The 22768-nt window shown below is 63.8% G+C and carries 21 protein-coding genes and 1 tRNA gene; 14 read left to right on the forward strand and 8 right to left on the reverse strand.

Going from position 1 to position 22768, the window contains the following annotated elements:
• Positions 1 to 26: 26 nt before the first annotated feature.
• Complete coding sequence (locus tag LJX93_RS21445) at positions 27 to 1406, reverse strand: sensor histidine kinase (protein WP_033702720.1); 1380 nt, start codon at positions 1404 to 1406, stop codon at positions 27 to 29.
• Positions 1399 to 2070, reverse strand: coding sequence for a response regulator (locus LJX93_RS21450; protein WP_027594137.1), 672 nt, complete (start codon positions 2068 to 2070; stop codon positions 1399 to 1401). The genes LJX93_RS21445 and LJX93_RS21450 overlap by 8 nt, the downstream gene beginning before the upstream one ends.
• A 199-nt stretch (positions 2071 to 2269) precedes the next feature.
• Here LJX93_RS21450 and LJX93_RS21455 point away from each other — a divergent pair, with 199 nt between their 5' ends.
• The 5 genes from LJX93_RS21455 (at position 2270) to LJX93_RS21475 (ending at position 7706) form a co-directional block, all read left to right on the forward strand.
• Entirely contained in the window at positions 2270 to 3559 is a 1290-nt protein-coding gene (locus LJX93_RS21455; protein WP_047583619.1) for an OprD family porin, read from the forward strand.
• A gap of 32 nt (positions 3560 to 3591) precedes the next feature.
• Positions 3592 to 4572: a Bug family tripartite tricarboxylate transporter substrate binding protein gene (locus tag LJX93_RS21460; RefSeq protein WP_033702722.1), complete on the forward strand. Its 981-nt coding sequence runs from the start codon at positions 3592 to 3594 to the stop codon at positions 4570 to 4572.
• 133 nt (positions 4573 to 4705) lie between these two features.
• Complete coding sequence (locus LJX93_RS21465; protein WP_033702723.1) at positions 4706 to 5164, forward strand: tripartite tricarboxylate transporter TctB family protein; 459 nt, start codon at positions 4706 to 4708, stop codon at positions 5162 to 5164.
• Positions 5165 to 5167: 3 nt separating this feature from the next.
• Positions 5168 to 6682, forward strand: coding sequence for a tripartite tricarboxylate transporter permease (locus LJX93_RS21470; protein ID WP_047583618.1), 1515 nt, complete (start codon positions 5168 to 5170; stop codon positions 6680 to 6682).
• The gene (locus LJX93_RS21475; protein ID WP_033702725.1) at positions 6675 to 7706 is read left to right on the forward strand and encodes an AbrB family transcriptional regulator; all 1032 of its coding nucleotides are present in this window, start codon (positions 6675 to 6677) and stop codon (positions 7704 to 7706) included. The genes LJX93_RS21470 and LJX93_RS21475 overlap by 8 nt, the downstream gene beginning before the upstream one ends.
• Before the next feature lie 37 nt (positions 7707 to 7743).
• Here LJX93_RS21475 and ung read toward each other — a convergent pair whose 3' ends face one another.
• Positions 7744 to 8436, reverse strand: a complete 693-nt coding sequence (ung, locus tag LJX93_RS21480) for a uracil-DNA glycosylase (RefSeq protein ID WP_033702726.1) — start codon at positions 8434 to 8436, stop codon at positions 7744 to 7746.
• Positions 8437 to 8562: 126 nt separating this feature from the next.
• Here ung and LJX93_RS21485 point away from each other — a divergent pair, with 126 nt between their 5' ends.
• On the forward strand, positions 8563 to 9678 hold the full coding sequence (locus LJX93_RS21485; protein WP_227696404.1) for an enoyl-CoA hydratase/isomerase family protein: 1116 nt from the start codon (positions 8563 to 8565) through the stop codon (positions 9676 to 9678).
• A gap of 39 nt (positions 9679 to 9717) precedes the next feature.
• Here the strand turns inward: LJX93_RS21485 and LJX93_RS21490 are convergent, their stop codons facing one another.
• The gene (locus LJX93_RS21490) at positions 9718 to 10158 is read right to left on the reverse strand and encodes a hypothetical protein (RefSeq protein WP_033702728.1); all 441 of its coding nucleotides are present in this window, start codon (positions 10156 to 10158) and stop codon (positions 9718 to 9720) included.
• 212 nt (positions 10159 to 10370) lie between these two features.
• On the opposite strand from LJX93_RS21490, the gene LJX93_RS21495 reads away from it, so the two are divergent.
• From LJX93_RS21495 to LJX93_RS21525, 7 genes are all read left to right on the forward strand, one after another.
• Positions 10371 to 11861: a sensor domain-containing diguanylate cyclase gene (locus tag LJX93_RS21495; protein WP_033702729.1), complete on the forward strand. Its 1491-nt coding sequence runs from the start codon at positions 10371 to 10373 to the stop codon at positions 11859 to 11861.
• Complete coding sequence (locus LJX93_RS21500; RefSeq protein WP_033702730.1) at positions 11854 to 12075, forward strand: cysteine-rich CWC family protein; 222 nt, start codon at positions 11854 to 11856, stop codon at positions 12073 to 12075. Before LJX93_RS21495 ends, LJX93_RS21500 begins: the two co-directional genes overlap by 8 nt.
• A gap of 32 nt (positions 12076 to 12107) precedes the next feature.
• The gene (locus tag LJX93_RS21505; RefSeq protein WP_033702731.1) at positions 12108 to 12800 is read left to right on the forward strand and encodes a pseudouridine synthase; all 693 of its coding nucleotides are present in this window, start codon (positions 12108 to 12110) and stop codon (positions 12798 to 12800) included.
• A gap of 335 nt (positions 12801 to 13135) precedes the next feature.
• The gene (locus tag LJX93_RS21510; protein ID WP_033702732.1) at positions 13136 to 14020 is read left to right on the forward strand and encodes an alpha/beta fold hydrolase; all 885 of its coding nucleotides are present in this window, start codon (positions 13136 to 13138) and stop codon (positions 14018 to 14020) included.
• A 111-nt stretch (positions 14021 to 14131) separates the two neighbouring features.
• Positions 14132 to 14205 (forward strand) — tRNA-Gly (locus LJX93_RS21515).
• A gap of 233 nt (positions 14206 to 14438) precedes the next feature.
• On the forward strand, positions 14439 to 16136 hold the full coding sequence (locus LJX93_RS21520; protein ID WP_227696405.1) for a SulP family inorganic anion transporter: 1698 nt from the start codon (positions 14439 to 14441) through the stop codon (positions 16134 to 16136).
• A gap of 148 nt (positions 16137 to 16284) precedes the next feature.
• A complete protein-coding gene (locus tag LJX93_RS21525; RefSeq protein WP_227696406.1) occupies positions 16285 to 17295 on the forward strand; it encodes a DUF4917 family protein in 1011 nt (336 codons plus the stop codon).
• A 20-nt stretch (positions 17296 to 17315) separates the two neighbouring features.
• On the opposite strand, the gene LJX93_RS21530 is transcribed toward LJX93_RS21525, so the two are convergent.
• The 4 genes from LJX93_RS21530 to LJX93_RS21545 all read right to left on the reverse strand — a co-directional run bounded on the left by LJX93_RS21530 (position 17316) and on the right by LJX93_RS21545 (position 20238).
• Complete coding sequence (locus LJX93_RS21530; protein ID WP_047583615.1) at positions 17316 to 17825, reverse strand: helix-turn-helix transcriptional regulator; 510 nt, start codon at positions 17823 to 17825, stop codon at positions 17316 to 17318.
• Between the two features lie 2 nt (positions 17826 to 17827).
• Positions 17828 to 18106 carry a hypothetical protein gene (locus LJX93_RS21535; RefSeq protein ID WP_047583614.1) on the reverse strand — a complete coding sequence of 93 codons (279 nt, stop codon included), beginning with the start codon at positions 18104 to 18106 and terminating at the stop codon, positions 17828 to 17830.
• Between the two features lie 200 nt (positions 18107 to 18306).
• Positions 18307 to 19521, reverse strand: coding sequence for a class I SAM-dependent methyltransferase (locus LJX93_RS21540; RefSeq protein ID WP_047583613.1), 1215 nt, complete (start codon positions 19519 to 19521; stop codon positions 18307 to 18309).
• Between the two features lie 99 nt (positions 19522 to 19620).
• The gene (locus LJX93_RS21545) at positions 19621 to 20238 is read right to left on the reverse strand and encodes a TPM domain-containing protein (RefSeq protein WP_033702995.1); all 618 of its coding nucleotides are present in this window, start codon (positions 20236 to 20238) and stop codon (positions 19621 to 19623) included.
• Positions 20239 to 20424: 186 nt separating this feature from the next.
• Here LJX93_RS21545 and bglX point away from each other — a divergent pair, with 186 nt between their 5' ends.
• Complete coding sequence (gene bglX / locus LJX93_RS21550; RefSeq protein WP_047583611.1) at positions 20425 to 22716, forward strand: beta-glucosidase BglX; 2292 nt, start codon at positions 20425 to 20427, stop codon at positions 22714 to 22716.
• The last annotated feature ends 52 nt before the right edge of the window (positions 22717 to 22768 follow it).

The following is a 22768-nucleotide window of genomic DNA, read 5'->3' on the forward strand; positions in this document are numbered from 1 at the left end:
CTCCTTGAGGCCCAGCGGTTGCAGACTCAATCGGCGATAAAGCTCACGCGCACCCGCAAGCCGCCCTTTTGCCCATCGTGCAGGCTGATCTGCGCCAAGTGCGCGCGGCAGATCTCGCCGACAATGGCCAGCCCAAGCCCACTGCCCTGGGCACTGCGGCGGTAGAAGCGCTCGAACACCCGTTCGCGCTCCTCCTCGGGAATACCCGGGCCATCATCCTCGACTTCCAGCACCGCCGGCGCCACCACCCGCAAGATCACGTTGCCACCGGCCGGGGTATGCGCCAGGGCGTTATCCACCAGGTTGCTCAACAGCTCGTTGAGCAAGGTCGGCTCGCCCTTGAGCCAGACCGGCGCCTCGGCCTCCAGGGCCAGCGCCACCCCGCGTTTGTGGGCCAGCGGCGCCATGGCCATGCCCAGTTCGCGGGCCAGTTGGCTAAGGTCCAGGCGCTGCGCGCCACCTTCGGCAATCGCCCTGGCACCATTCTCGACCCGCGCCAGAGACAACAACTGGTTGGCCAGGTGCGTCAGGCGGTCGGTGCCCTGGGCTGCGGACTCCAGGGTCTGGCGCCACTGCTCGGGCTCGGACGCGCGCAAGCCCAACTCGACCCGTGCCTTGAGCGCCGCCAGGGGGGTACGCAATTCGTGGGCGGCGTCGGCGATGAACTGCGCCTGACGTTCGAACTGGCCGCGCAAGCGCTCGGTGAAATGGTTCAAGGCACGCACCAGCGGGCCAAGTTCGCGCTGCACCTGGACCACAGGCAAGGCCCGCAGGTCGTCGGGCTGACGCTCTTCCACGGCGGTGCGCAGGCGCTCCAGCGGGCGTAGCGCCGCACTGATGGCAAACCACACCATCACCAAGGCGCCCAGCGCCAGCATGCCCAGGCGCAGCAGGGTGTCAGCCATCAACCCCCGCGCCATGCGCACGCGCGCCTCCTCGGTCTCGGCCACGCGAATTTCCGCCATGCCGTTCATGTTCGGCTCGCTGACCGGCTTGAGCAGGCTGACCACACGCACGTCTTGGCCGAGGTAGGTCGCATTGTAGAAACGCGCCAGCGCCGGGTAGTCATCCGTGCGCGGCGTGCCCGGCGGCGGTGCTGGCAAATTCTCGTAGCCGGAAATCAACCGCTGCTTGATGTCCAGTACCTGGTAGTAGATGCGCCCGGCACTGTCGTACGCGAACGTGTCCAGGGCCACGTAGGGCACATCCGCGCTCAACGAGCCATCGCGTTGCGACAAGCCTGCGGCGATGGTCCGCGCCGAGGCCAGCAAGGTCCGGTCGTACGCCGTGTCGGCGGCTTCGCGGCCGTTCCAGTAGGCGCTCAGGCCGCTGGCCAGCATCAGCACCACCAGCAGCAGTGCCAGGTTGCCCAGCAGCCGCCCACGCAGGCTGCCGTTGTCACGCATCGCGATGCTCGAGCAGGTAGCCCAGGCCACGGAAGGTCACGATGGCCACCGGGTGGCCGTCGAGTTTCTTGCGCAGGCGGTGGATATAGATTTCGATGGCATCGGGGCTGGCCTCCTCGTCCAGGCCAAACACCTGGGCGGCCAGTTGCTCCTTGCTCATGACCCGGCCTGGGCGTGCGATCAGCGCTTCAAGCACGCTCTGCTCACGTGAGGTCAGGGTCAGGTTGTCTTCGCCGAGGCTGAAGCGCCGGGTGTCCAGGTCGTACACCAACGGCCCGCAGCGCTGCTGGCGCTCGCCACCGAGCACGCTACGGCGCAGCAAGGCCTTGACCCGTGCTTCCAGCTCGGTCAGTTCGAAGGGCTTGGCGAGGTAATCGTCAGCGCCCAGGTTCAGCCCGTGAACCCGGTCCTTGACGTCACTGCGCGCGGTCAGCATCAGCACCGGCAGGGTCTTGCCGCGCCCGCGCAGGCGCGCCAGCACCTCGAAGCCATCCATGCGCGGCAAGCCGACATCGAGCACGGCAACCGCATATTCCTCACTGGCCAGGGCCAGGTCGGCAGCCACGCCGTCATGCAGTACATCCACGGTCAAGCCGTGGCTTTTCAAGGCCTGGGCCACGCTTTCGGCCAGTTGCAGGTGGTCTTCGACCAACAGCACACGCATCGGTTTCTCCCTGCTCGGGTGGGGCGGTGGCGCGGAGTGTACCGCTGTAGACCCGCCTGTGAAGCCCCTTGTAACAAACCTTTCTCGTTGAAAGGTTAGCGAAAGGTTGGCGACCTAGCATCGCACTACGGTCGCCCCGCGCGCCGAAAAAAGCACCAGCAAGGTGCAACCAATAAGAACAATAAACGGAGCCATCTCGATGCTGTCATCGCAGCCGCAGGCGTTCGCGCCTACCCGTTCCTTTGCCGCACGCCCCTCCGCCATCGCCAGCGCCGTTGCCCTTGCCGGTGTCGCACCGCTGAGCCAGGCGGCCTTCTTCGAAGACAGCACGGCGACCTTCGAAACCCGCAACATGTACTTCAACCGCGACTTTCGCGACGGCACCAGCGCGCAGCAATCCAAGCGCGACGAATGGGCCCAGGGCTTCATCCTCAACTTCGAGTCCGGCTACACCGATGGCACCGTGGGCTTTGGCCTGGATGCGCTGGGCATGCTCGGCATCAAGCTCGACTCCAGCCCCGACCGCACCGACACCGGCCTGCTGCCGACCCATGACGACGGCAAGGCTGCCGACGAGTACTCCAAGCTCGGCCTGACCGGCAAGATCAAGGTGTCCAAGACCGAACTGAAAGTCGGCACGCTGATCCCGGAACTGCCGACCCTGCAGCCCAACGACGGGCGCATTCTGCCGCAAACCTTCGAAGGCGGCCTGCTCACCTCGAAAGAGATCAGCCACCTGACCTTCACCGGTGGGCGCCTGGAAAAGGCCAAGGACCGCAACGACACCAACTGGGAAGACCTCGCGCTCAACAACAAGAACGGCCGCTTCGGTGGCACCTTCTCGGCCGACAACCTGGACCTTGCAGGCCTTGATTACCAGTTCACCGATCGCATCACCGGCAGCTACCACTTCGCCCAGCTCGACGACATCTACCGCCAGCACTTCCTGGGCATGGTCGCCACCCAGCCGTGGGGCCCAGGCACCTTCGGCGCCGACCTGCGCCTGGCGGTGAGTGATGACCAAGGCCAGGCCAAGGCCGGCAATATCGACAACACCACCGTCAACGGCATGCTCAGCTACGCCCTGGGCGGGCACAAGGTCAGCGCCGCCTACCAGCACCTGTCCGGTGACAGCGCCTTCCCCTACATCGACGGCGCCGACCCGTACCTGGTCAACTTCGTGCAGATCAACGATTTCGCCGGGGCCGACGAGCATTCCTGGCAGATGCGCTACGACTACAACTTCGCCGCCCTGGGCATCCCCGGCCTGACCTTCATGACCCGTTACATCAGCGGCGACAACGTCAGCCGCGCCGATGGCAGCGAGGGCAAGGAGTGGGAGCGCAACACCGAGTTCAAGTACGTGGTACAAAGCGGCCCGTTGAAAAACGTCGCCGTGCGTTTGCGCAATGCCACCTTCCGCTCGAATTTTGCCCGCGACGCCGACGAAGTGCGGCTGCTGGTGAGCTACAGCGTGGCCCTGTGGTAACCCAATAACAACAACGCTCACGGAGATTGACGATGACCTTTTCACTGCGCCGCCTCGTCCTCGCTACCGGCTGCCTGCTGCTGGCCGGCAATGCCCTCGCCGCCGAACCGAAACGCCCCGAATGCATCGCCCCCGCCTCGCCGGGTGGTGGCTTCGACCTGACCTGCAAGCTGGTGCAAAGCGCGCTGGTGCAGGAGAAAATCCTCAGCAAGCCCATGCGCGTCACCTACATGCCCGGCGGTGTCGGGGCTGTGGCCTACAACGCCGTGGTGGCCCAGCGCCCAGGTGATGCCGGCACCCTGGTGGCCTGGTCGAGCGGCTCGCTGTTGAACCTGGCCCAGGGCAAGTTCGGCCGCTTCGACGAGAGCGCGGTGAAATGGCTGGCAGCGGTCGGCACCAGCTACGGGGCCATCGCCGTGAAAAGCGATTCGCCCTACAAGACCCTCGACGACCTGGTCGCCGCGCTGAAAAAAGACCCGGGCAAGGTGGTGATCGGCTCTGGCGGCACCGTCGGCAGCCAGGACTGGATGCAGACCGCACTGATCGCCAAGGCCGCCGGTATCAACCCGCGTGACCTGCGCTACGTGGCCCTGGAAGGCGGCGGCGAAATTGCCACCGCGCTGCTGGGCGGGCATATCCAGGTGGGCTCCACCGACATCTCCGACTCCATGCCGCACATCCAGAGCGGCAACATGCGCATCCTCGCGGTGTTCTCCGAGAACCGCCTGGACGAGCCGGAGATGAAAGACATCCCCACCGCCAAGGAGCAGGGCTACGACATCGTCTGGCCGGTAGTACGCGGCTTCTACCTCGGGCCGAAGGTGAGCGACGAAGACTACGCCTGGTGGAAAGCCTCGTTCGACAAGATGCTGGCCTCCGAAGACTTCGCCACGTTGCGTGACCAGCGCGAGCTGTTCCCGTTCGCCATGACCGGTGAAGAGCTGGACGGCTATGTGAAGAAGCAGGTGGCTGACTACAAGGCACTGGCCAAGGAATTCGGCCTGATCCAGTAAGGCCTAACGACCTGTCACCGCCCTTGTGGGAGCGGGCTTGCCCCGCGATGCATGGCACCGGCTTTGCCGGTGTTCGCGGGCAAGCCCGCTCCCACAAAGGCCGCGCTGTTCACAATAAAAACGAGGATTCCCGATGATCCTGCAACGTCTCTTCGCCCTGGCCTTGCTGGCCGTCTGCGCCGCCCTGGCCGTGATGGCCTGGCCGTACCAGGCTGCGTTTTCCTACGAGCCGGTTGGCCCGCGCGCCTACCCGCTGTTGATGCTCGGCCTGATGGGCCTGGGCCTGCTGTACCTGGTGATCCGCCCCACGCCGATCGTGCGCAAGGACGACGAACCCGAACTGGACCGCGAAACCCTGATCAAGATCGCCGCCTGTGTCGGCCTGCTGGTCGTCTTCGCTGCCACCTTCGAAGCCCTGGGCTTCATCCTCAGCGCGATCCTGGTCGGCCTGCCGATGGCCCGGCTGTACGGCGGGCGCTGGTTGCACAGCGCCATCGTAGTGGTCGGCATGAGCCTGTTCCTCTACTGGCTGTTCGACCGCGTCATGGACGTGCCCCTGCCCCTTGGCCTGCTGAGCGTACTGGAGAACTGACACATGGATACCTTGAGCTATCTGGGCCAGGGCTTTGGCGTCGCCCTGAGCCCGTACAACCTGGTCACCGCCCTCTGTGGCACCCTGATCGGCACCGTGGTCGGACTGTTGCCGGGCCTGGGCCCGATCAACGGCGTGGCGCTGCTGATCCCCATCGCTTTTGCCCTGGGCCTGCCCCCTGAGTCGGCACTGATCCTGCTGGCCGCGGTTTACCTGGGCTGTGAATACGGCGGGCGCATCAGCTCGATCCTGCTGAACATCCCGGGCGAAGCTTCGACCGTGATGACCACCCTCGACGGCTACCCGATGGCCCGTCAGGGCCTGGCCGGCGTGGCGCTGTCGCTGTCTGCCTGGAGTTCGTTCATCGGCGCCTTCATCGCCACCTGCGGCATGGTGCTGTTCGCCCCGCTGTTGGCGAAATGGGCCATCGCCTTCGGCCCGGCCGAGTACTTCGTGCTGATGGTGTTCGCCATCGTCGCCCTGGGCGGCATGGCCGGCGACAAGCCATTGAAAACCTTCATCGCCGCACTGATCGGCCTGTTCCTGTCGGCAGTCGGCATCGATGCCAACAGCGGCGTGTACCGCTTCACCGGTGACAGCGTGCACCTGGCAGACGGCATCCAGTTCGTGGTGCTGGTGCTGGGGCTGTTCTCGGTCAGCGAAATCCTCCTGCTGCTGGAAAAGACCCACCATGGCCACCAGGCAGTCAAGGCCACCGGGCGCATGCTGTTCAACTTCAAGGAAGCCGCCTCGGTGTTCGTGGTCAACATCCGCTGCGGCCTGCTCGGCTTCATCATGGGCGTGCTGCCGGGCGCTGGCGCCACCCTGGCCAGTGCCGTGGCCTACATGACCGAGAAGCGTATCGCCGGCGAAAGCGGCACGTTCGGCAAGGGCGATGCCCGCGGCCTGGCCGCCCCGGAAACCGCCATCGGTGCGTCCTGCTGCGGCGCCCTGGTACCGATGCTGACCCTGGGTGTGCCAGGCTCAGGTACCACGGCAGTGATGATCGGTGCACTGACCCTGTACAACATCACCCCCGGCCCACTGCTGTTCGAGCAGCAGCCCGACATCGTCTGGGGCCTGATCGCCTCGTTGTTCATCGCCAACATCATGCTGGTGATCCTCAACATCCCGATGATCCGCATCTTCACCCGCATCCTTGCGGTACCGAACTGGGCGCTGGTGCCGGTCATCGCGATCATCACCGCGATCGGCGTGTACGCCGTGCATGCCACCACCTTCGACCTGTTCCTGATGGTCGGCATCGGCATCATGGGCTATATCCTGCGTAAGCTGGACTTCCCGCTGTCGCCGATCCTGCTCGGTTTCATCCTCGGCGGGCTGATGGAACAGAACCTGCGACGTGCGCTGTCGATCTCCAACGGTGAGCTGGGCATCCTCTGGTCGAGCCCGATCAGCCTGGGTGTCTGGGTATTGGTGGGCTGCATGCTCTGCCTGCCGCTGCTGCGTATCTGGCGCAAGCGCAGCCAGCAACGCCGGGCCATGGCTGATGCCTGATCGGTCGTTGCCGCTGTACTGGGCTACCGGGCTGGTCGGCCTTGCTGGCGGGTATCTCGCCAGCCGGGTCGGCTGGCCTTTGCCCTGGATGGTCGGCTCGTTGCTGGCGATCATCCTGGTGCGCTGCCTGACGCCCTGGCAACTTTCGGAAATCCCCCATGGCCGCAAATGCGGGCAATGGATCATCGGCATCGGCATCGGCCTGCACTTCACCCCGGCGGTTATCGAGCAGGTGGCCAGCCACTTTGCGCTGATCTTCTTTGGCGCGCTGTTCACTACCCTGTCCAGCGTCATCAGCGTGTGGTTGCTGCGCCGCACCGGCGAGGACCGCGCGACCGCCTTCTTCGCCAGCATGCCGGGTGGGTCGGGGGAGATGGTCAACCTGGGGGCGCGCAACGGCGCAGTGCTCAGCCAGGTCGCCGCAGCGCAGAGCTTGCGGGTGCTGGCAGTGGTGCTGTGCGTGCCCGCGCTGTTCAAGTTGCTGCTGGGTGACGGGGTGGCGCTGAACCACGCGGGCAGCGTCAGCTGGGGCTGGCTGGCGTTGATCGCACCGCTGGGCATTGCCGTGGCGCTGCTCTGGCAACGCCTGCGCCAGCCCAACCCCTGGCTGTTCGGCCCCTTGCTGGTGGCGGCCACGGTAAGCCTTGCCGGCAACCTGCAGATCGCCCTGCCCGAGGGTGCCAGCCAAGTCGGCCAGTGGTTGATCGGCAGCGGGCTGGCATGTCACTTCAACCGTGCGTTCTTCCGCCGGGCACCGTCGTTCCTGGGGCGTACCCTGGTGGCCACGGCCTTGTGCATGCTGATCGCCGCCAGTGCCGCCTGGGCATTGAGCGTGATGACCGCACTGGACCTGCGCTCGTTGACGCTGGGGATGATGCCGGGCGGGATTGCCGAGATGAGCCTGACAGCCGAAACCCTGCAGTTGTCGGTGCCGCTGGTGACGGCGTTGCAGGTGATGCGCTTGCTGTTCGTGCTGTTTCTGGCAGAGCCGTTGTTCCGGCTCTGGAATGCTGGGCAAAGCTGAAATACGCATCAACCCGCGAGGGAGGTGATGCGGTCTGTCACAGCGGCGGCAAGGCCCAGTTGATCGGTGCCAACCCGCGCTGTTCAAGGAAGCCATTGGCCCGGCTGAAATGCCCGCAGCCGAGAAACCCACGGTACGCCGACAACGGCGACGGATGCACCGACTTGAGCACCAGGTGCTTGGTGCCGTCGATCAGCTTCTGCTTGCCCTGGGCATGCGCGCCCCACAGCAGGAACACCACGTTCGGGCACTGCTCGCTGACCACCTGTATGACGCGGTCGGTAAAGAACTCCCAGCCTTTCTTGGCATGCGAAGCCGCATTGGCACGCTCCACGGTCATGGTCGTGTTGAGCAGCAGCACGCCCTGCTCGGCCCAGCTCTGCAAATAGCCGTGGCTGGCGATCGGGATGTTCAGGTCGCGTTGCAGCTCCTTGTAGATATTAACCAGCGACGGCGGCGTGGCAATGCCGGGCTGCACCGAGAAGCACAGGCCATGGGCCTGCCCGGGGCCGTGATAAGGGTCCTGGCCGAGGATCACCACCTTGACCTGCGGCAGCGGCGTCGAATTGAGCGCATTGAAGATCAGCGGGCCCGGTGGGTAGATTTCCTTGCCGGCTGCGTGCTCCTGACGCAGGAATTCACGCAGCTGATGCATGTAGGGCTGGTCGAATTCGTCGCGCAATGCGGCTTTCCAGCTGGGTTCGAGTTTGATGCGATCGTCGTCAGTCATGGGGCCATCCGTAAACAATGGCGCGACACTAGGTAAGCCACTCCCGCTTGTCAAACGATCCGACCGACGACCGGCATGATCGCCCAGGCAGGCCATACTTGAGCCATGACCTGCGAGAGGTAGTCCATGTCCATTCATTGCGAGGTACTCACCGGTGCCGATGGCGCCGGCATCGGCATCGCCACCCTGGATGCACCCAAAGCGCTGAATGCGCTGAACCTGCGGATGATCGAAGTGCTCGGCGAACAACTGCACGCCTGGGCCCGCGACCCCGAAATCGTCTGCGTGCTGTTGCGCGGCAACGGCGCCAGGGCGTTCTGCGCGGGGGGCGATGTGCGTGCGCTGGCCCAGGCCTGCCGGGCACACCCGGGCAGCGTGCCGCCGTTGGCCGCCGCCTTCTTCGCCGCAGAATACCGCCTCGATTTCGCCCTGCACACGTACCCCAAACCCTTGCTGTGCTGGGGGCATGGGCATGTGCTGGGCGGGGGCATGGGCTTGTTGCAAGGCGCCAGCGTGCGCATCGTCACCCCCAGTAGCCGCCTGGCCATGCCAGAGATCAGCATTGGTTTGTACCCCGACGTCGGCGCCAGTTGGTTCCTGGCCCGCCTGCCAGGCAAGCTCGGGTTGTTTCTGGGGCTCACCGGCGCCCCGATCAACGCCCATGATGCCCTCGACCTGGGCCTGGCCGACCGGTTCCTGGGTGAGTACCAGCAAGAGGCGTTGATCGAAGAGTTGCTGCAACTGAACTGGCAGGAACAGACCGCCCTGCAATTGAACAGCCTGCTCAAGGCCGAACAGCACCGCGCCTGCGCCGAGCTGCCCGAAGCGCAGTGGCTGCCCCGCCGCGACGAGATCGATCGGTTGCTCGACGTTGCCGACCCAGCCGCCGCGTGGCGGGCACTGGAGGGCCTGAAATACCATGATGACCCGCTGCTGGCCGAAGCCGGCAAACGGCTGCACGAAGGCTGCCCGCTGACGGCGCACCTGGTCTGGGAACAGATTCGCCGGGCGCGGCACCTGTCGCTGGCGCAGGTCTTCCAGATGGAATACAGCATGAGCCTGAACTGCTGCCGACACCCGGACTTCAGCGAAGGGGTGCGCGCACGCCTGCTGGACAAAGACAATCAGCCGCGCTGGCACTGGCCGGATGTAGCCCAGGTACCGGCGGCGGTGGTCGAGGCGCACTTTGCCAAGGTCTGGGAAGGGCGCCACCCGTTGGCGGATCTCGCTGATCAGGTATGACCGGGTCGTGGAAAGGGGCGCAAAGCGCCCCCCATTGCATCACCGCTGCCAGTTGCGGCCCTGCCCCCGGCCGCCCTCCGGCCTGCGGTCACGATCCCCACGCCCATTGGAGTGCCAGCGATCGTTCTGGTAACGCTGGCTGCCATCGCGATAGTCGTGACGATCGCGGTCGCGCCCATAGTCATAGCGCTGGCGATTGCCATAGTCATACCGCGGGTTACCGTGCCACTGGTTCATCCCTGGCTGGGGGTGTGGCCTGTATTGCGGCACCGGCGCCGGGCGGTAGTAGCGCGGTGCTGGCTGGTAGTAGTAGCGCGGTTGCGGCGCCACATAGTAGCGGTCGTGGCGGTAATACCCCGGCGACACGTAGCGGTCGCTGGTGTAGTAATCGGAACGGTAGTAGCCCCCGCCACCGTAGTAAGGGGCGCAGGCGGACGTCATCAGACCCAGCAGGGCGATCAACAGAATTCGATAGGACATGGCGGCCTCCTGGACCGCTGGAGTGCCCGCACAGCGGCGCTGGCGAGCATCGATGCGTAAGGCGTTCATCGATACTGAATAAGACCGCCAGACCCGGGTGCAGTGCCATTTTTGCAATAATTTGAAACAGCTCGGATAACCCTGAAAAACTTGCAGTCATTTGCCGGCCATCTCACTAGAATGAGCGCCTTGGCACACATCACGGGAAGATCATGCCTGTACGTTCCGCTCTGTTTTCGCAGCGCTCGCTGATCATTACCCTGCTGATGTTGCTGGCCAGCGGCTTCCTCGCCACCTCACTGCTCAGCTACTTCGCCTCGCGCAGCGCCATCCGCGATGGCATCGTCAATACCGAACTGCCACTGACCTCCGACACGGTCTATTCGGAAATCCAGAAAGACCTGATCCGCCCCGTGCTGATCGCCTCGATGATGGCCCAGGACACCTTCCTGCGGGACTGGGTGCTGTCCGGTGAGCAGGACACCCAGCGCATCACCCGCTACCTGGGCGAGATCATGGGCAAGCAGGACACCTTCACCTCGTTTTTCGTCTCTGAACGCAGCCTCACCTACTATCAGGCCAAGGGTGTGCTCAAGCAGATCAAGCCAGGCAGCTGGCGCGATGCCTGGTACTTCCGCCTGCGCGACCTCAAGGCACCCTACGAGATCAACGTCGACCTGGACATGGCCAACCAGGACAGCCTGACGGTATTCATCAACTACCAGGTGCTGGATTACCAACAGCGCTTTATCGGCGCCGCCGGCGTAGGCCTGAGCGTGTCGTCGGTGGTCAAGCTGATCGACCAGTACCAGCGGCGCTACCAGCGCTCGGTGCTGTTCACCGACGCCAAGGGCAAGGTCCTGCTGACCGGCTCCGACGGTGGCCCGCATGGCCTGCGGGTCGGCCAGCCGCTGAGCGACAACCCCGAACTGAGCGACCTGCTGGCCCAGCAACCGATACCCGGTGAAGGCAGCCACGAATACCGCGACAGCGACAACCACAGCCACTTCCTGAATGTGCGCCACCTTCCCGAGCTGGACTGGTATCTGCTGGTGGACAAGCGCGAGACCGGTGCTCTGGACCGCATCCGCCACTCGCTGTACCTGAACCTGGCGATCTGCGCGATGATCACCCTGGTGGTGCTGGCGCTGGTGCATGCCATGGTCAAGCGCCACCAGGCCAGCACCGAGGCGCTGGCCACCCTCGACAGCCTTACCGGCCTGCCCAACCGGCGCAGCTTCGACCTGCTGGCCGCCCAGGCCTTGCATGAAGCCCAGCGTGACAGCGGCCCACTGGTGGCGCTGTTGATCGACCTTGACCACTTCAAGGCCCTCAACGACACCCACGGCCACCTGGCAGGCGACGAAGTGCTGCGCCAGTTCGCCAATGTGCTGCAGGGCAGCCTGCGCCAGTCGGATATACTGTGCCGGTGGGGCGGTGAGGAGTTCATCGTGCTGCTGCGTGAAGCACAAGGCCGGCAAGCCATCGAAGTGGCGGAGAAAATCCGTCGCCGCACCGAGCAACTGACCTTCAGCTATGACGACCAACCCTTGCGCCTGACCACCAGCATCGGCCTTAGCAGCCTGCAGCCGGGTGATACCTTGCATGCCCTGCTGACCCGCGCCGACCGCGCGCTCTATCGTGCCAAGCAGGCCGGCCGCAACCGCGTCTGCAGTGAAGCCCCCGGACCCAGCCATGAATGACAGCCAGCACTGCCCCGCCTGCGGCGCCCTCAACCAGTGCAGCCTCGCCGACCCCCGCAGCGCCACCCAGGCCTGTTGGTGCTACAGCGTGACCATCGACCCCGCCGTGCTCCAGGCCCTGCCCGCCGAATTAAGGGACAAGGCCTGCCTGTGCCCACGCTGTGCAGCAGTCGAAACGCAACTGCAGGCAGCAGCGCCCGGCACAAAGCGCTAGACTGCGCGCCCGCTTCTTCTGCCCTGTTCGCCATGCGCCTTGACCGTTTCCTTGCCAACCTGCCCTGTTACAACCGCCAGCAAGTTCGCCTGCTGCTGGTGCAGCGCCGTGTGCGGGTCGATGGCATCGTCGCGGCCGACCCGTTGACCCCGGTGCGTGAGTTCAGCCGCGTCGAAGTGGATGAGCAACTGCTGCAGGCCGGGCGGCCGGCGCGCTACCTGATGCTCAACAAGCCAGCCGGGTACGTCAGTGCCACGCTCGACCCGCAGCACCGCACGGTGCTTGAGCTACTGCCCGCCGAGATGCGCGAGGACCTGCACATTGCCGGGCGCCTGGACTTCAACACCACCGGCCTGCTGATCCTGACCAACGACGGCCAATGGTCACGGCGCCTGACCCAGCCAACCACCAAGCTGCCCAAGCATTACCTGGTCGAGACCGAGGACGACATTGGCCCGCACTATGCCGCCACGTTCCAGCAAGGCCTGTACTTTGCATTCGAAAACCTCACCACCCTGCCCGCCCAGCTCGACATCCTCGGCCCGCGCCGGGCCCGGCTGGCGATCGTCGAGGGGCGGTACCATCAGGTCAAACGCATGTTCGGCCATTTCGACAACAAGGTGGTGGGGTTGCACCGTGAGAGCATGGGCGCGATTCGCCTGGACCCAGGGTTGGCGCCAGGCGCCTACAGGGCGTTGACCGACGAGGAAGTTGCCGGCGTCTAGGCCTCTGCCTGGTCCAATACGACCGCCCAGCGGTTCAGGTCACATTTTTACCCGAACGGCACTTGCAGGATTCCCAGGCCACTGCTTGAATCCAAATCGTCAGTCTGCATGTGACTCGTGAGTCACGCCCGCAGCCGAAGACACTTTTTGCCGGCCACCCAAGGCCTAGATGCCTTGGGGCACGGCAAATTGCCCGCCAAAAACAATACCGTCGACACGTGTGCCAAGGATCGACACTGGGCCCCCCGTTACTCTTCAAGGCAAATGCCTACCTGTCATAAAGAACGTGCACCCTAGGTGACGCGAATACCCTTTTTGCGCCAGGAGTCGATGACATGAGGCCAGAAATTGCTGTACTTGATATCCAAGGTCAGTATCGGGTTTACACGGAGTTCCATCGCGCGGATGCAGCCGAGAAGACGATCATTTTGATCAACGGCTCGCTGGCCACTACGGCCTCGTTCGCCCAGACGGTGCGTAACCTGCACCCGCAATTCAACGTCGTGCTGTTCGACCAGCCGTACGCCGGCAAGTCCAAGCCGCACAACCGCCAGGAGCGGCTGATTACCAAGGAGGCCGAGGCGCATATCCTTCTTGAGCTGATCGAGCACTTCCAGGCCGACCACGTGATGTCGTTCTCGTGGGGCGGTGCAAGCACGCTGCTGGCGCTGGCGCACCAGCCGCGGCGGGTGAAGAAGGCCGTGGTGAGTTCGTTCTCGCCGGTGATCAATGAACCGATGCGCGACTACCTGGACCGTGGCTGCCAGTACTTGGCCGCCTGTGATCGCTACCAGGTCGGCAACCTGGTCAACGACACCATCGGCAAGCACCTGCCGTCACTGTTCAAGCGCTTCAACTACCGCCACGTCAGCAGCCTGGACAGCCACGAGTACGCGCAGATGCACTTTCACATCAACGAGGTGCTGCAACATGACCTGGAACGGGCATTGAGCAGGGCGCGCAACATCGACATCCCGGTGCTGTTCATCAACGGCGAACGTGACGAATACACCACGGCCGAAGATGCCCGTGAGTTTGGCCGCCATGTAGGCAAGAGCCACTTCAGTGTCATCCGCGATGCCGGGCACTTCCTCGACATGGAGACCAAGGCAGCCTGCGAAGACACCCGCAGCGTACTGCTCGGCTTCCTCAAGCCAACCGAGCGTGAGCCACGTCAACGCTACCAGCACGTACAGGGGCAGCATGCACTGGCCATCTGAGCGCATCGGCGTCCTGTAGTGATTACCCGCAGGCTATGGGCCGCCGACAAGCTTTTTTATAACTTGGGCTTCTAATTCGTGAAGGGTTCTGGTAAAAAGTCGAACGCAGACGCGGGTATAGTTTAGTGGCAAAACGAAAGCTTCCCAAGCTTTAGTTGAGGGTTCGATTCCCTCTACCCGCTCCACCACGCATTCCCGCATGACGTTCCAGCAACGTCATCGCTGTTTAAAGGAGCCTTGGCTCCTTTTTTCGTTTCTGGTCCCCGCCTTTCCATCTCCAAGCCCTTTCCTTGACCTGGCCCATGGCCACTTTGTTGCCGATCCGCTTGAATGCGCGACCGACGAATCCGCTTGCAAGCGAAACGGCTTGAAGCGCATATGCTTCAGGGATTCGTGAAACATTCAGAAAGGACCCCGCATGTTTCTGTCCCGCTGGCTACCTGGCCTCGCCAACCTGCTGCACTACCGCCGCGCGTGGTTCCACGCTGACCTGCAGGCCGGGTTGTCGGTTGCCGCCATCCAGATCCCCATCGCCATCGCCTACGCCCAGATCGTCGGCCTGCCACCGCAATATGGCCTGTATGCGTGCGTACTGCCCATGATGGTGTACGCCCTGATCGGCAGTTCGCGCCAGCTGATGGTCGGCCCGGACGCCGCCACTTGCGCAATGATCGCCGGCGCCGTGGCGCCCCTGGCACTGGGCGACCCACAGCGCATCGCCGAACTGTCGGTGATCGTCACCGTGCTGGTTGGCTTGATGCTGATCGCGGCGGGGCTGGCCCGAGCGGGCTTCATCGCCAGTTTCTTCTCGCGGCCGATCCTGATCGGCTACCTCAACGGCATCGGGCTGAGCCTGATCGCCGGGCAGTTGTCCAAGGTGGTGGGGTTCAAGATCGAGGGCGATGGGTTCATCCTCAGCCTGGTCAACTTCCTGCAGCGCCTGGGCGAGATTCACCTGCCTACCCTGGCCATCGGCCTGTGCGCGCTGGCCCTGCTGATCTGGTTGCCACAGCGCTACCCACGGCTGCCTGCGGCGCTGGTGGCCGTGGCACTGTTCACCGTACTGGTCGGCCTGTTCGGCCTGGACCGCTTGGGTGTCGCTATCCTCGGCCCGGTACCGGCCGGCATGCCGCAACTGGCCTGGCCGCAAAGCAACCTGGCAGAAATGAAGAGCCTGTTGCGCGATGCCTTGGGTATCGCCACCGTCAGTTTCTGCAGCGCGATGCTCACCGCCCGCAGCTTTGCTGCGCGCCATGGCTATGCCATCAATGCCAACCATGAGTTCGTGGCGCTGGGCGTAAGCAACCTGGCTGCGGGGATGTCCCAAGGGTTTGCCATCAGTGGCGCCGATTCACGCACCGCAGTCAACGACATGGTCGGCGGCAAGAGCCAACTGGTGGGGATCATCGCCGCGCTGGTGATCGCCCTGATTTTGCTGTTTTTCACCGCCCCCATGGCCTGGATCCCCCAGGCGGCGCTGGGCGCCGTGCTGCTGATGGCAGGCTGGGGGCTGATCGACATCAAGTCGCTGAAGACCATAAGGCGCCTGAGCCGCTTCGAGTTCTGGCTGTGCCTGCTGACCACGGTTGGCGTACTGGGCCTGGGCGTGCTGCCGGGTATCGTATTTGCCGTGACCCTGGCGATCCTGCGCTTGCTGTACAGCATCTACCAACCCACCGACGCGGTGCTGGGCTGGCTGCCAGGCACCGAGGGCCAGGTCGACATCCGCAAGTTCAAGGACGCCCGCACCGTGCCGGGCCTGGTGGTGTACCGCTTCGACGACGCGATCCTGTTCTTCAACGCCGACTACTTCAAGATGCGCCTGCTGGAAGCCGTGCAGAGCCAGGCCCAACCCAAGGCCGTGCTGTTCGATGCCGAAGCGGTGACCAGCATCGACGTCAGCGGCATCGCCGCACTGCGCGAGGTGCGCGACACCCTGGCCGCCCAAGGCATCTTCTTCGCCATCGCCCGCGCCCGTGGCACCTTCCTGCGCATGCTGGTGCGCTCAGGGATGGCCCGGGAGATGGAGGACAAACTGCTGTTCGGCTCGGTACGGGCCGGGATCCGCGCTTACCGGGTATGGCGCAATAGGAGCCGTGCGCCAGCGGCTGAATAAAGGAAGGAGGTCATTGAACGCCGCGGCGTTAATATGAATCAATATCATTATCATGCAAGCCTTCTGGCCATCGCCAGCCTCAATCACCAGGGGCTTGCCTGGCATGTTAAAGTCGCCCCCGTTTCCCGCGCCGCCCAACGGACCCCGCATGCCCGCACCTGACACTCACCTCGCCACCTGGCCAGCACTCGACCAACGCCACCCTTGCGACGCCCTGCTGCTGGGCAACGGCGCCAGCCGCGCACTGTGGAAGCCGTTTGGCTATTTCTCGCTGTTCGAGGAAGCGCAACGTGCGGGCCGTAAGAAGGGTTTGGCGATCAGTGACCAGGCCCTGTTCAAGTCGCTTTCCACGGAACTGTTCGAGCCGGTGCTCAGCGCGCTGAACACCACCGTACGGGCCAATGCCGCCCTGGCCATCAACTCCACCGCGCCGCTGAACCGCTATTACTCGATCAAGGAAGCGCTGATCCATGCTGTGCGCACGCTGCACCTGCCCTGGCCGCTGATGCCGGCCACCACGCTGGCCACGCTGAACCAGGCCCTGCGCGGCTATCGCAACATCTACACCAGCAACTACGACCTGATCCTGCCATGGGCCGTGCAGCACGCCCCGCAAGGTTTTGCCGAGCTGTTCGATGAGCAGGGTTTTTTCGACGTACGCCGCACCCGCAGCGAAGGCACCCGCGTACTGCACCTGCATGGCGGCCTGCACCTGCTGAAGCTGCCGGATGGCACTACCCGCCAGCGCAGCGCCGAAAGCGCCGAACTGCTCGATGGCTTTGCCGTGAACATTCCGGGTGAAGTGCCGTTGTTCGTCAACGAAGACCGCAGCGACGAGAAGCTTCGCGCTATTCGTCACTCGGACTACCTGAACTGGTGCCTGGGGCAACTCGCGCAGGAAAGCCAGGGGCTGTGCCTGTTCGGGCAGCATCTGGACAACAGTGACCAGCACTTGGTCGAGGCTGTTCGCCAAGCTCGCCCCCGCCATTTGTCGATTGCCATCCGGCCGTTGGGGGAGGCTTCAGTGATCAATCAGAAGCAGCACTACATTGATCGGTTCGGGGATCTGCCGGCGACTGCGCTGCACTTTTTCGATGCGAGCACGCATCCGTTGGGGTTGGCGGAACTGGCGATCGAGGTGCCGACTGCTCGCCGTTGAGGCGAGCAGGGCTTATCGGTTCAATAGGCCAGCTTCGGTGAATCACCGAAGACGCGCTGGTATGCGCTTGATACATTGACCGTCATCGCGACGCGAGCCAGTTCAAGGGTCTCCTGGCCGATAGCGTAGCTGCCGCGGGCTTGCAACCAAACCAGAATTTCAGCCAGATGCCAAAGCGAAGCACTTCCCTCGTGAATGGGCGCAGGGAAGCTATGAGCGTGTGAGAGCATCAGTTTGCGCATGTTCTGGCGCGAAACACCCACGATTTCAGCCACATCAGTAAGCCCGACGAGGTCTGGCGTCGCTTCGATCAGGCGTGCCTCAGGCACTGCTTCGCGAACATCCTTGAGCGCACTCTCGATGGCCTCCCGGGCCGATGGAGACTCGCGGACAAAAGCCAGCGCCAAGCGACCGGGCTGGCCTACGCCAACCAATGCGTCCTCACAGCCTGCCTGGGCCAGGCGCTCCAGAAGCGCATCGGCATCTTCGTCTTCGTTCAGTTGATACTTGAGGGTGAATTCATATTCCATCGCTACCGTTCCTCAGCCACATTTGCTGCGCCTTTCGCCATCCTGTTGCCAGAGCAGTTATCCACGACACGCCGGAGCTGGCGTGCGAAATTTCCAGGATTCTTGGGGGTACTCCAGACGCTAGTGATGCAAAACTCTGCACAACGGCAATCGGTGTCGTTGAAGGGGCAATACATCTTCCCCCAGCAATGCCCCCCACCCACCACGACTCGCCACCCCTGTAACTCAGCGTGCTTCAAGGCCTGCTCGACCTCCTTCTTGGCATGACTGGGGCGTGTCATCAGCTTTTCTCCAGTGTGGGCTTGCAATAACAAAGTTGTCAAATGACAACCAAGCCATCTGACGCATGCACGCCACACTACAGCTATCCTCGCGCCAAACTCGGCCGCTAGGTGGTCTTGAGAATTCTCCTACGCGTATTCAGGAACAATGCACCTTCGGCCCGGCTGGTATGAATGGGGGCTGGTGCCAGTTGCCGCGCTCAGATCAACCCATCCCCGCGCAACAGTGTCTCCAGGCAATGCTCCTGCACCCCATAAAACGCCTTGAGCTGCGCAATCTTCTCCAGCAGCGCCCCGTTATCCACCGCCTGCCTGCGCTTCACCGCCAGAATCATCTTGTTCTTGTTGGTGTGCTCCAGCGAGATGAACTCGAACACCTTGGTCTCATAACCACAGGCTTCCAGGTACAGCGCGCGCAGGCTGTCGGTGAGCATCTCGGCCTGCTGCCCCAGGTGCAGGCCGTACTGCAGCATCGGCTGCAGCAACCCCGGGCTGTGCAACTGCGGGCGGATCTGTTTGTGACAGCACGGCGAACACATGATGATCGCGGCGTTGCAACGGATGCCGGTGTGGATGGCGTAGTCGGTGGCGATGTCGCAGGCGTGCAAGGCGATCATCACCTCGATCGCTTCGGGCACCACGCTGCGCACATCACCGCACTGGAACTCAAGGCCAGGGTGCTCAAGCCGCGCAGCGGCGGCGTTGCACAGGTCGACCATTTCCTGGCGCAGCTCGACACCCGTCACCTGGGCTTCGCGGCCCAGGGTATTGCGCAGGTAGTCGTGCATGGCAAAGGTCAGGTAGCCCTTGCCCGAGCCGAAGTCGGCCACCCGCAGGGCCTGTTCGGCTGGCACCGGCGCGCTGGCCAGGGCGTGCTCGAACACCTCGATGAACTTGTTGATCTGCTTCCACTTGCGCGACATCGACGGGATCAACGCCCCTTGTGCATCGGTCACACCCAGGTCACGCAGGAAGGGCCGCGACAATTCCAGGTAGCGCTTCTTCTCGCGGTCATGGGCACTGCTCGCTGCCGCTTCACGCGGGGCCTGGGCGCCGTGGCGCTGGAGCATGGGCTTGCCCTTCTTGCTGAACGTCAACTGCACTTCGCCGTCGGCATCGAACAGGTGGGCATTGCGAAAACTCTCAGGCAGCAATTCAGCCACCAGCACTTCGGCCTGCTCCAGCGGCAGGTTGCGGGTGATGTCCCGGGTCTGGTGGCGATACACCAGCGACAGGCAGGGCTGGCCCTTGACCTGCAACGGTTTGGCGATGATCCGCTGCAAGGTCGAGTCGGCACCGACGTGGCGCGCCAGCACCAGTTTGACCAAGGTATTGCCGTGCAGGGCGGTGCTCAACAGCGCGAGGAACTGGGCACGCGCATCTGGCGCGGTTGAAGCAGAAGAACTGGCGGACATGAAAAACGGTGCCTCGGGTAGCAGGGGGCGCGTTGCGCAATACCCCGTATTCTACAGGTGTGGCGGCGAGCTTGCCGCCCCCTCACTCGCCAGCCGCGTTCAGTCCAGAATGACCAGGCGATTAGGCAGCTCGTTGCGCGTATGGGTGGGGGGTACATGCTGGCTGAGTGCCTCGCCACAGGCCTCGATGCATTCGACAAACCCCTGCACGGTCCGACCCTGGCGGACCTGTTCGGCAAAACGGCCGACGATGGCCGCGCGGGCGCTGGCATCGAGGTAACGCTCGACCCCTTGGTCGACCAGGATCTCCACATGCCGCTCCGCCTCGCTGACGAAAATCAGCACCCCCGTGGCAGCCGTGGTGCGCTGCAGGTTCTGCTCGCGAAACTGCTGACGGGCCAGGCTCGACGCACGCCAGCGGCGCAAGGCACGGGGGATCAACCAGCCGGCCAGGCGCGGGTTGCGCAACAGCAGGCACAAACCGATGAACACCAGCACATTGGCCACCAGCAGGCCACGCATACCGGGCCAGCCAAGCACTAACTGCAGCAGGCCAGGCACGGCCAAGGCCAGCACGGCAGCCCAGAACAGCGGCAGGTAGGCGTAATCGTCGGCACGCCTGGCCAGCACCGTGACCAGTTCGGCATCGGTGCGCCGTTCGGCGCGGGCAATGGCTTCGGCGATCTGGCGTTGATCGTATTCGTTGAAAGGGGTCATGCCAGCGGTCTCTCGATCGTTCTTATTGTTGTTGTCCAGGCACGCAGGGCGCCATCGGCAGCCGATATATTCAGGCATAATCCGCCGCTGGCAGCATTGCCCCCGAACTGTACAACAATAGTCGCCTGATAACTTCGGCCGCGCGCGTATCACTGTGGATACGGTAGAGGCCCCACAACGGAATCCATGATGAAACTGTCTTTGCTGGGCCTGGCCATGGGCCTTGCCAGTCAGGCGGCCCTCGCCGCCCAAACCGCCCCGCCCCTGCAAGACAAGCAGGCGTTCATCAATCACCTGATCAGCCAGATGACCGAGGCCGAGAAGATCGGCCAGTTGCGCCTGATCAGCATCGGCCCGGAGATGCCGCACGAGAAGATCCGCGAGGAAATCGCCGCAGGGCGTATCGGCGGTACCTTCAACTCGCGCACCGCGCCCGAGAACCGGCCGATGCAGGACGCGGCCATGCGCAGCCGTCTGAAGATTCCGATGTTCTTCGCCTACGACACCGTGCACGGCGAACGCACCATTTTCCCGATCGGCCTGGGCATGGCCGCCACCTGGGACATGGACGCCATTGCCAAGGTCGGCCGCACCGCAGCCATCGAAGCCGCGGCCGACGCCCTGGACATGACCTTCGCCCCGATGGTCGATATCGCCCGCGACCCGCGCTGGGGCCGCACCAGTGAAGGTTTCGGTGAAGACACCTACCTGACCTCCAGAATCGGCCAGGTGATGGTCCGCTCGTTCCAGGGCAGCAGCCCGGCCAACCCCGACAGCATCATGGCCATCGTCAAGCACTTCGCCCTGTACGGCGCGGTGGAAGGCGGCCGCGACTACAACACGGTCGATATGAGCCTGCCGAAAATGTACAACGACTACCTGCCGCCCTACCGCGCCGCGCTCGACGCAGGTGCGGGCGGAGTGATGGTGGCGCTCAACTCGATCAATGGCGTGCCAGCCACCTCCAATACCTGGTTGATGAACGACCTGCTGCGCAAGGAGTGGGGCTTCAAGGGCGTGACCATCAGCGACCACGGCGCCATCCAGGAGCTGATTCGCCACGGCGTCGCCCGCGACGGCCGAGAAGCCGCGAAGCTTGCGATCAAGGCCGGCATCGACATGAGCATGAACGACACCCTGTACGGCGAAGAGCTGCCAGGGCTGCTGAAGGCCGGCGAAGTGACCCAGGGCGAGCTGGACCAGGCGGTGCGCGAAGTGCTGGGCGCCAAGTACGACATGGGCCTGTTCAAAGACCCGTACGTGCGAATCGGCAAGGCCGAAACCGACCTCAAGGACTACTACGGCAACGACCGCCTGCACCGCGACGCCGCGCGTGACGTGGCCCGCCGCAGCCTGGTCCTGCTGGAAAACCGCAACCAGACCCTGCCCCTGAAGAAGGCCGGCACGATCGCCCTGGTCGGCCCGCTGGCCGATGCACCGATCGACATGATGGGCAGCTGGGCCGCCGACGGCAAACCGGTGCATTCGGTGACCGTGCGCGAAGGCCTGCGCCGCGCCATGGATGGCAAGGCCAAGCTGGTCTACGCCAAAGGCTCCAACATCACCGGCGACAAGGCGATCTTCGACTATCTGAACTTCCTCAACTTCGATGCCCCGGAAATCGTCGATGACCTGCGCCCAGCCGCCGTGCTGATCGATGAAGCAGTCAAGGCGGCCCAGCAGGCCGACGTGGTAGTGGCAGTGGTCGGCGAGTCGCGCGGCATGTCCCACGAGTCGTCGAGCCGCACCACCCTGGAGATCCCGGCCAGCCAGCGCGAGCTGATCAAGGCCCTGAAAGCCACCGGCAAACCGCTGGTACTGGTGCTGATGAATGGCCGGCCGCTGTCGATCGCCTGGGAGCGTGAGCAGGCCGACGCCCTGCTCGAAACCTGGTTCAGCGGCACCGAGGGCGGCAATGCCATCGCCGACGTGCTGTTCGGCGATTACAACCCGTCCGGCAAACTGGCCATCACCTTCCCGCGTTCGGTCGGGCAGATTCCGATGTACTACAACCACACACGCATTGGCCGGCCGTTCACCCCCGGCAAGCCTGGCAACTACACCTCGCAGTACTTCGAAGAGCCCAACGGCCCGTTGTATCCGTTTGGTTATGGTTTGAGCTACAGCAGCTTCGAACTGTCGGGCCTGACCCTGTCGGCCAAGGACCTCAAGCGTGGCGATACGCTGGAGGCCAAGGTCACGGTGAAGAACACCGGCAAACGCGACGGCGAAACCGTGGTGCAGCTGTATCTGCAGGACGTTTCGGCGTCCATGAGCCGCCCGGTCAAGGAGCTGAAGAACTTCCAGAAACTGCCGCTCAAGGCCGGCGAGTCACGGACATTGACCTTCCGCATCAGCGAAGAAGACCTGAAGTTCTACAATAGCCAACTGCAGCGGGTTGCCGAACCTGGCGAGTTCAACGTTCAGGTAGGGTTGGATTCCGAGTCGGTGCAACAGCAAAGTTTCGAGTTGCTGTGACACGCCTGTGAACAGTACCGGCCCTTCGCGGGTTTACCCGCGAACAGGCCGG

Source organism: Pseudomonas sp. HN2-3, assembly GCF_020691745.1.
Lineage (GTDB): Bacteria > Pseudomonadota > Gammaproteobacteria > Pseudomonadales > Pseudomonadaceae > Aquipseudomonas > Aquipseudomonas capeferrum.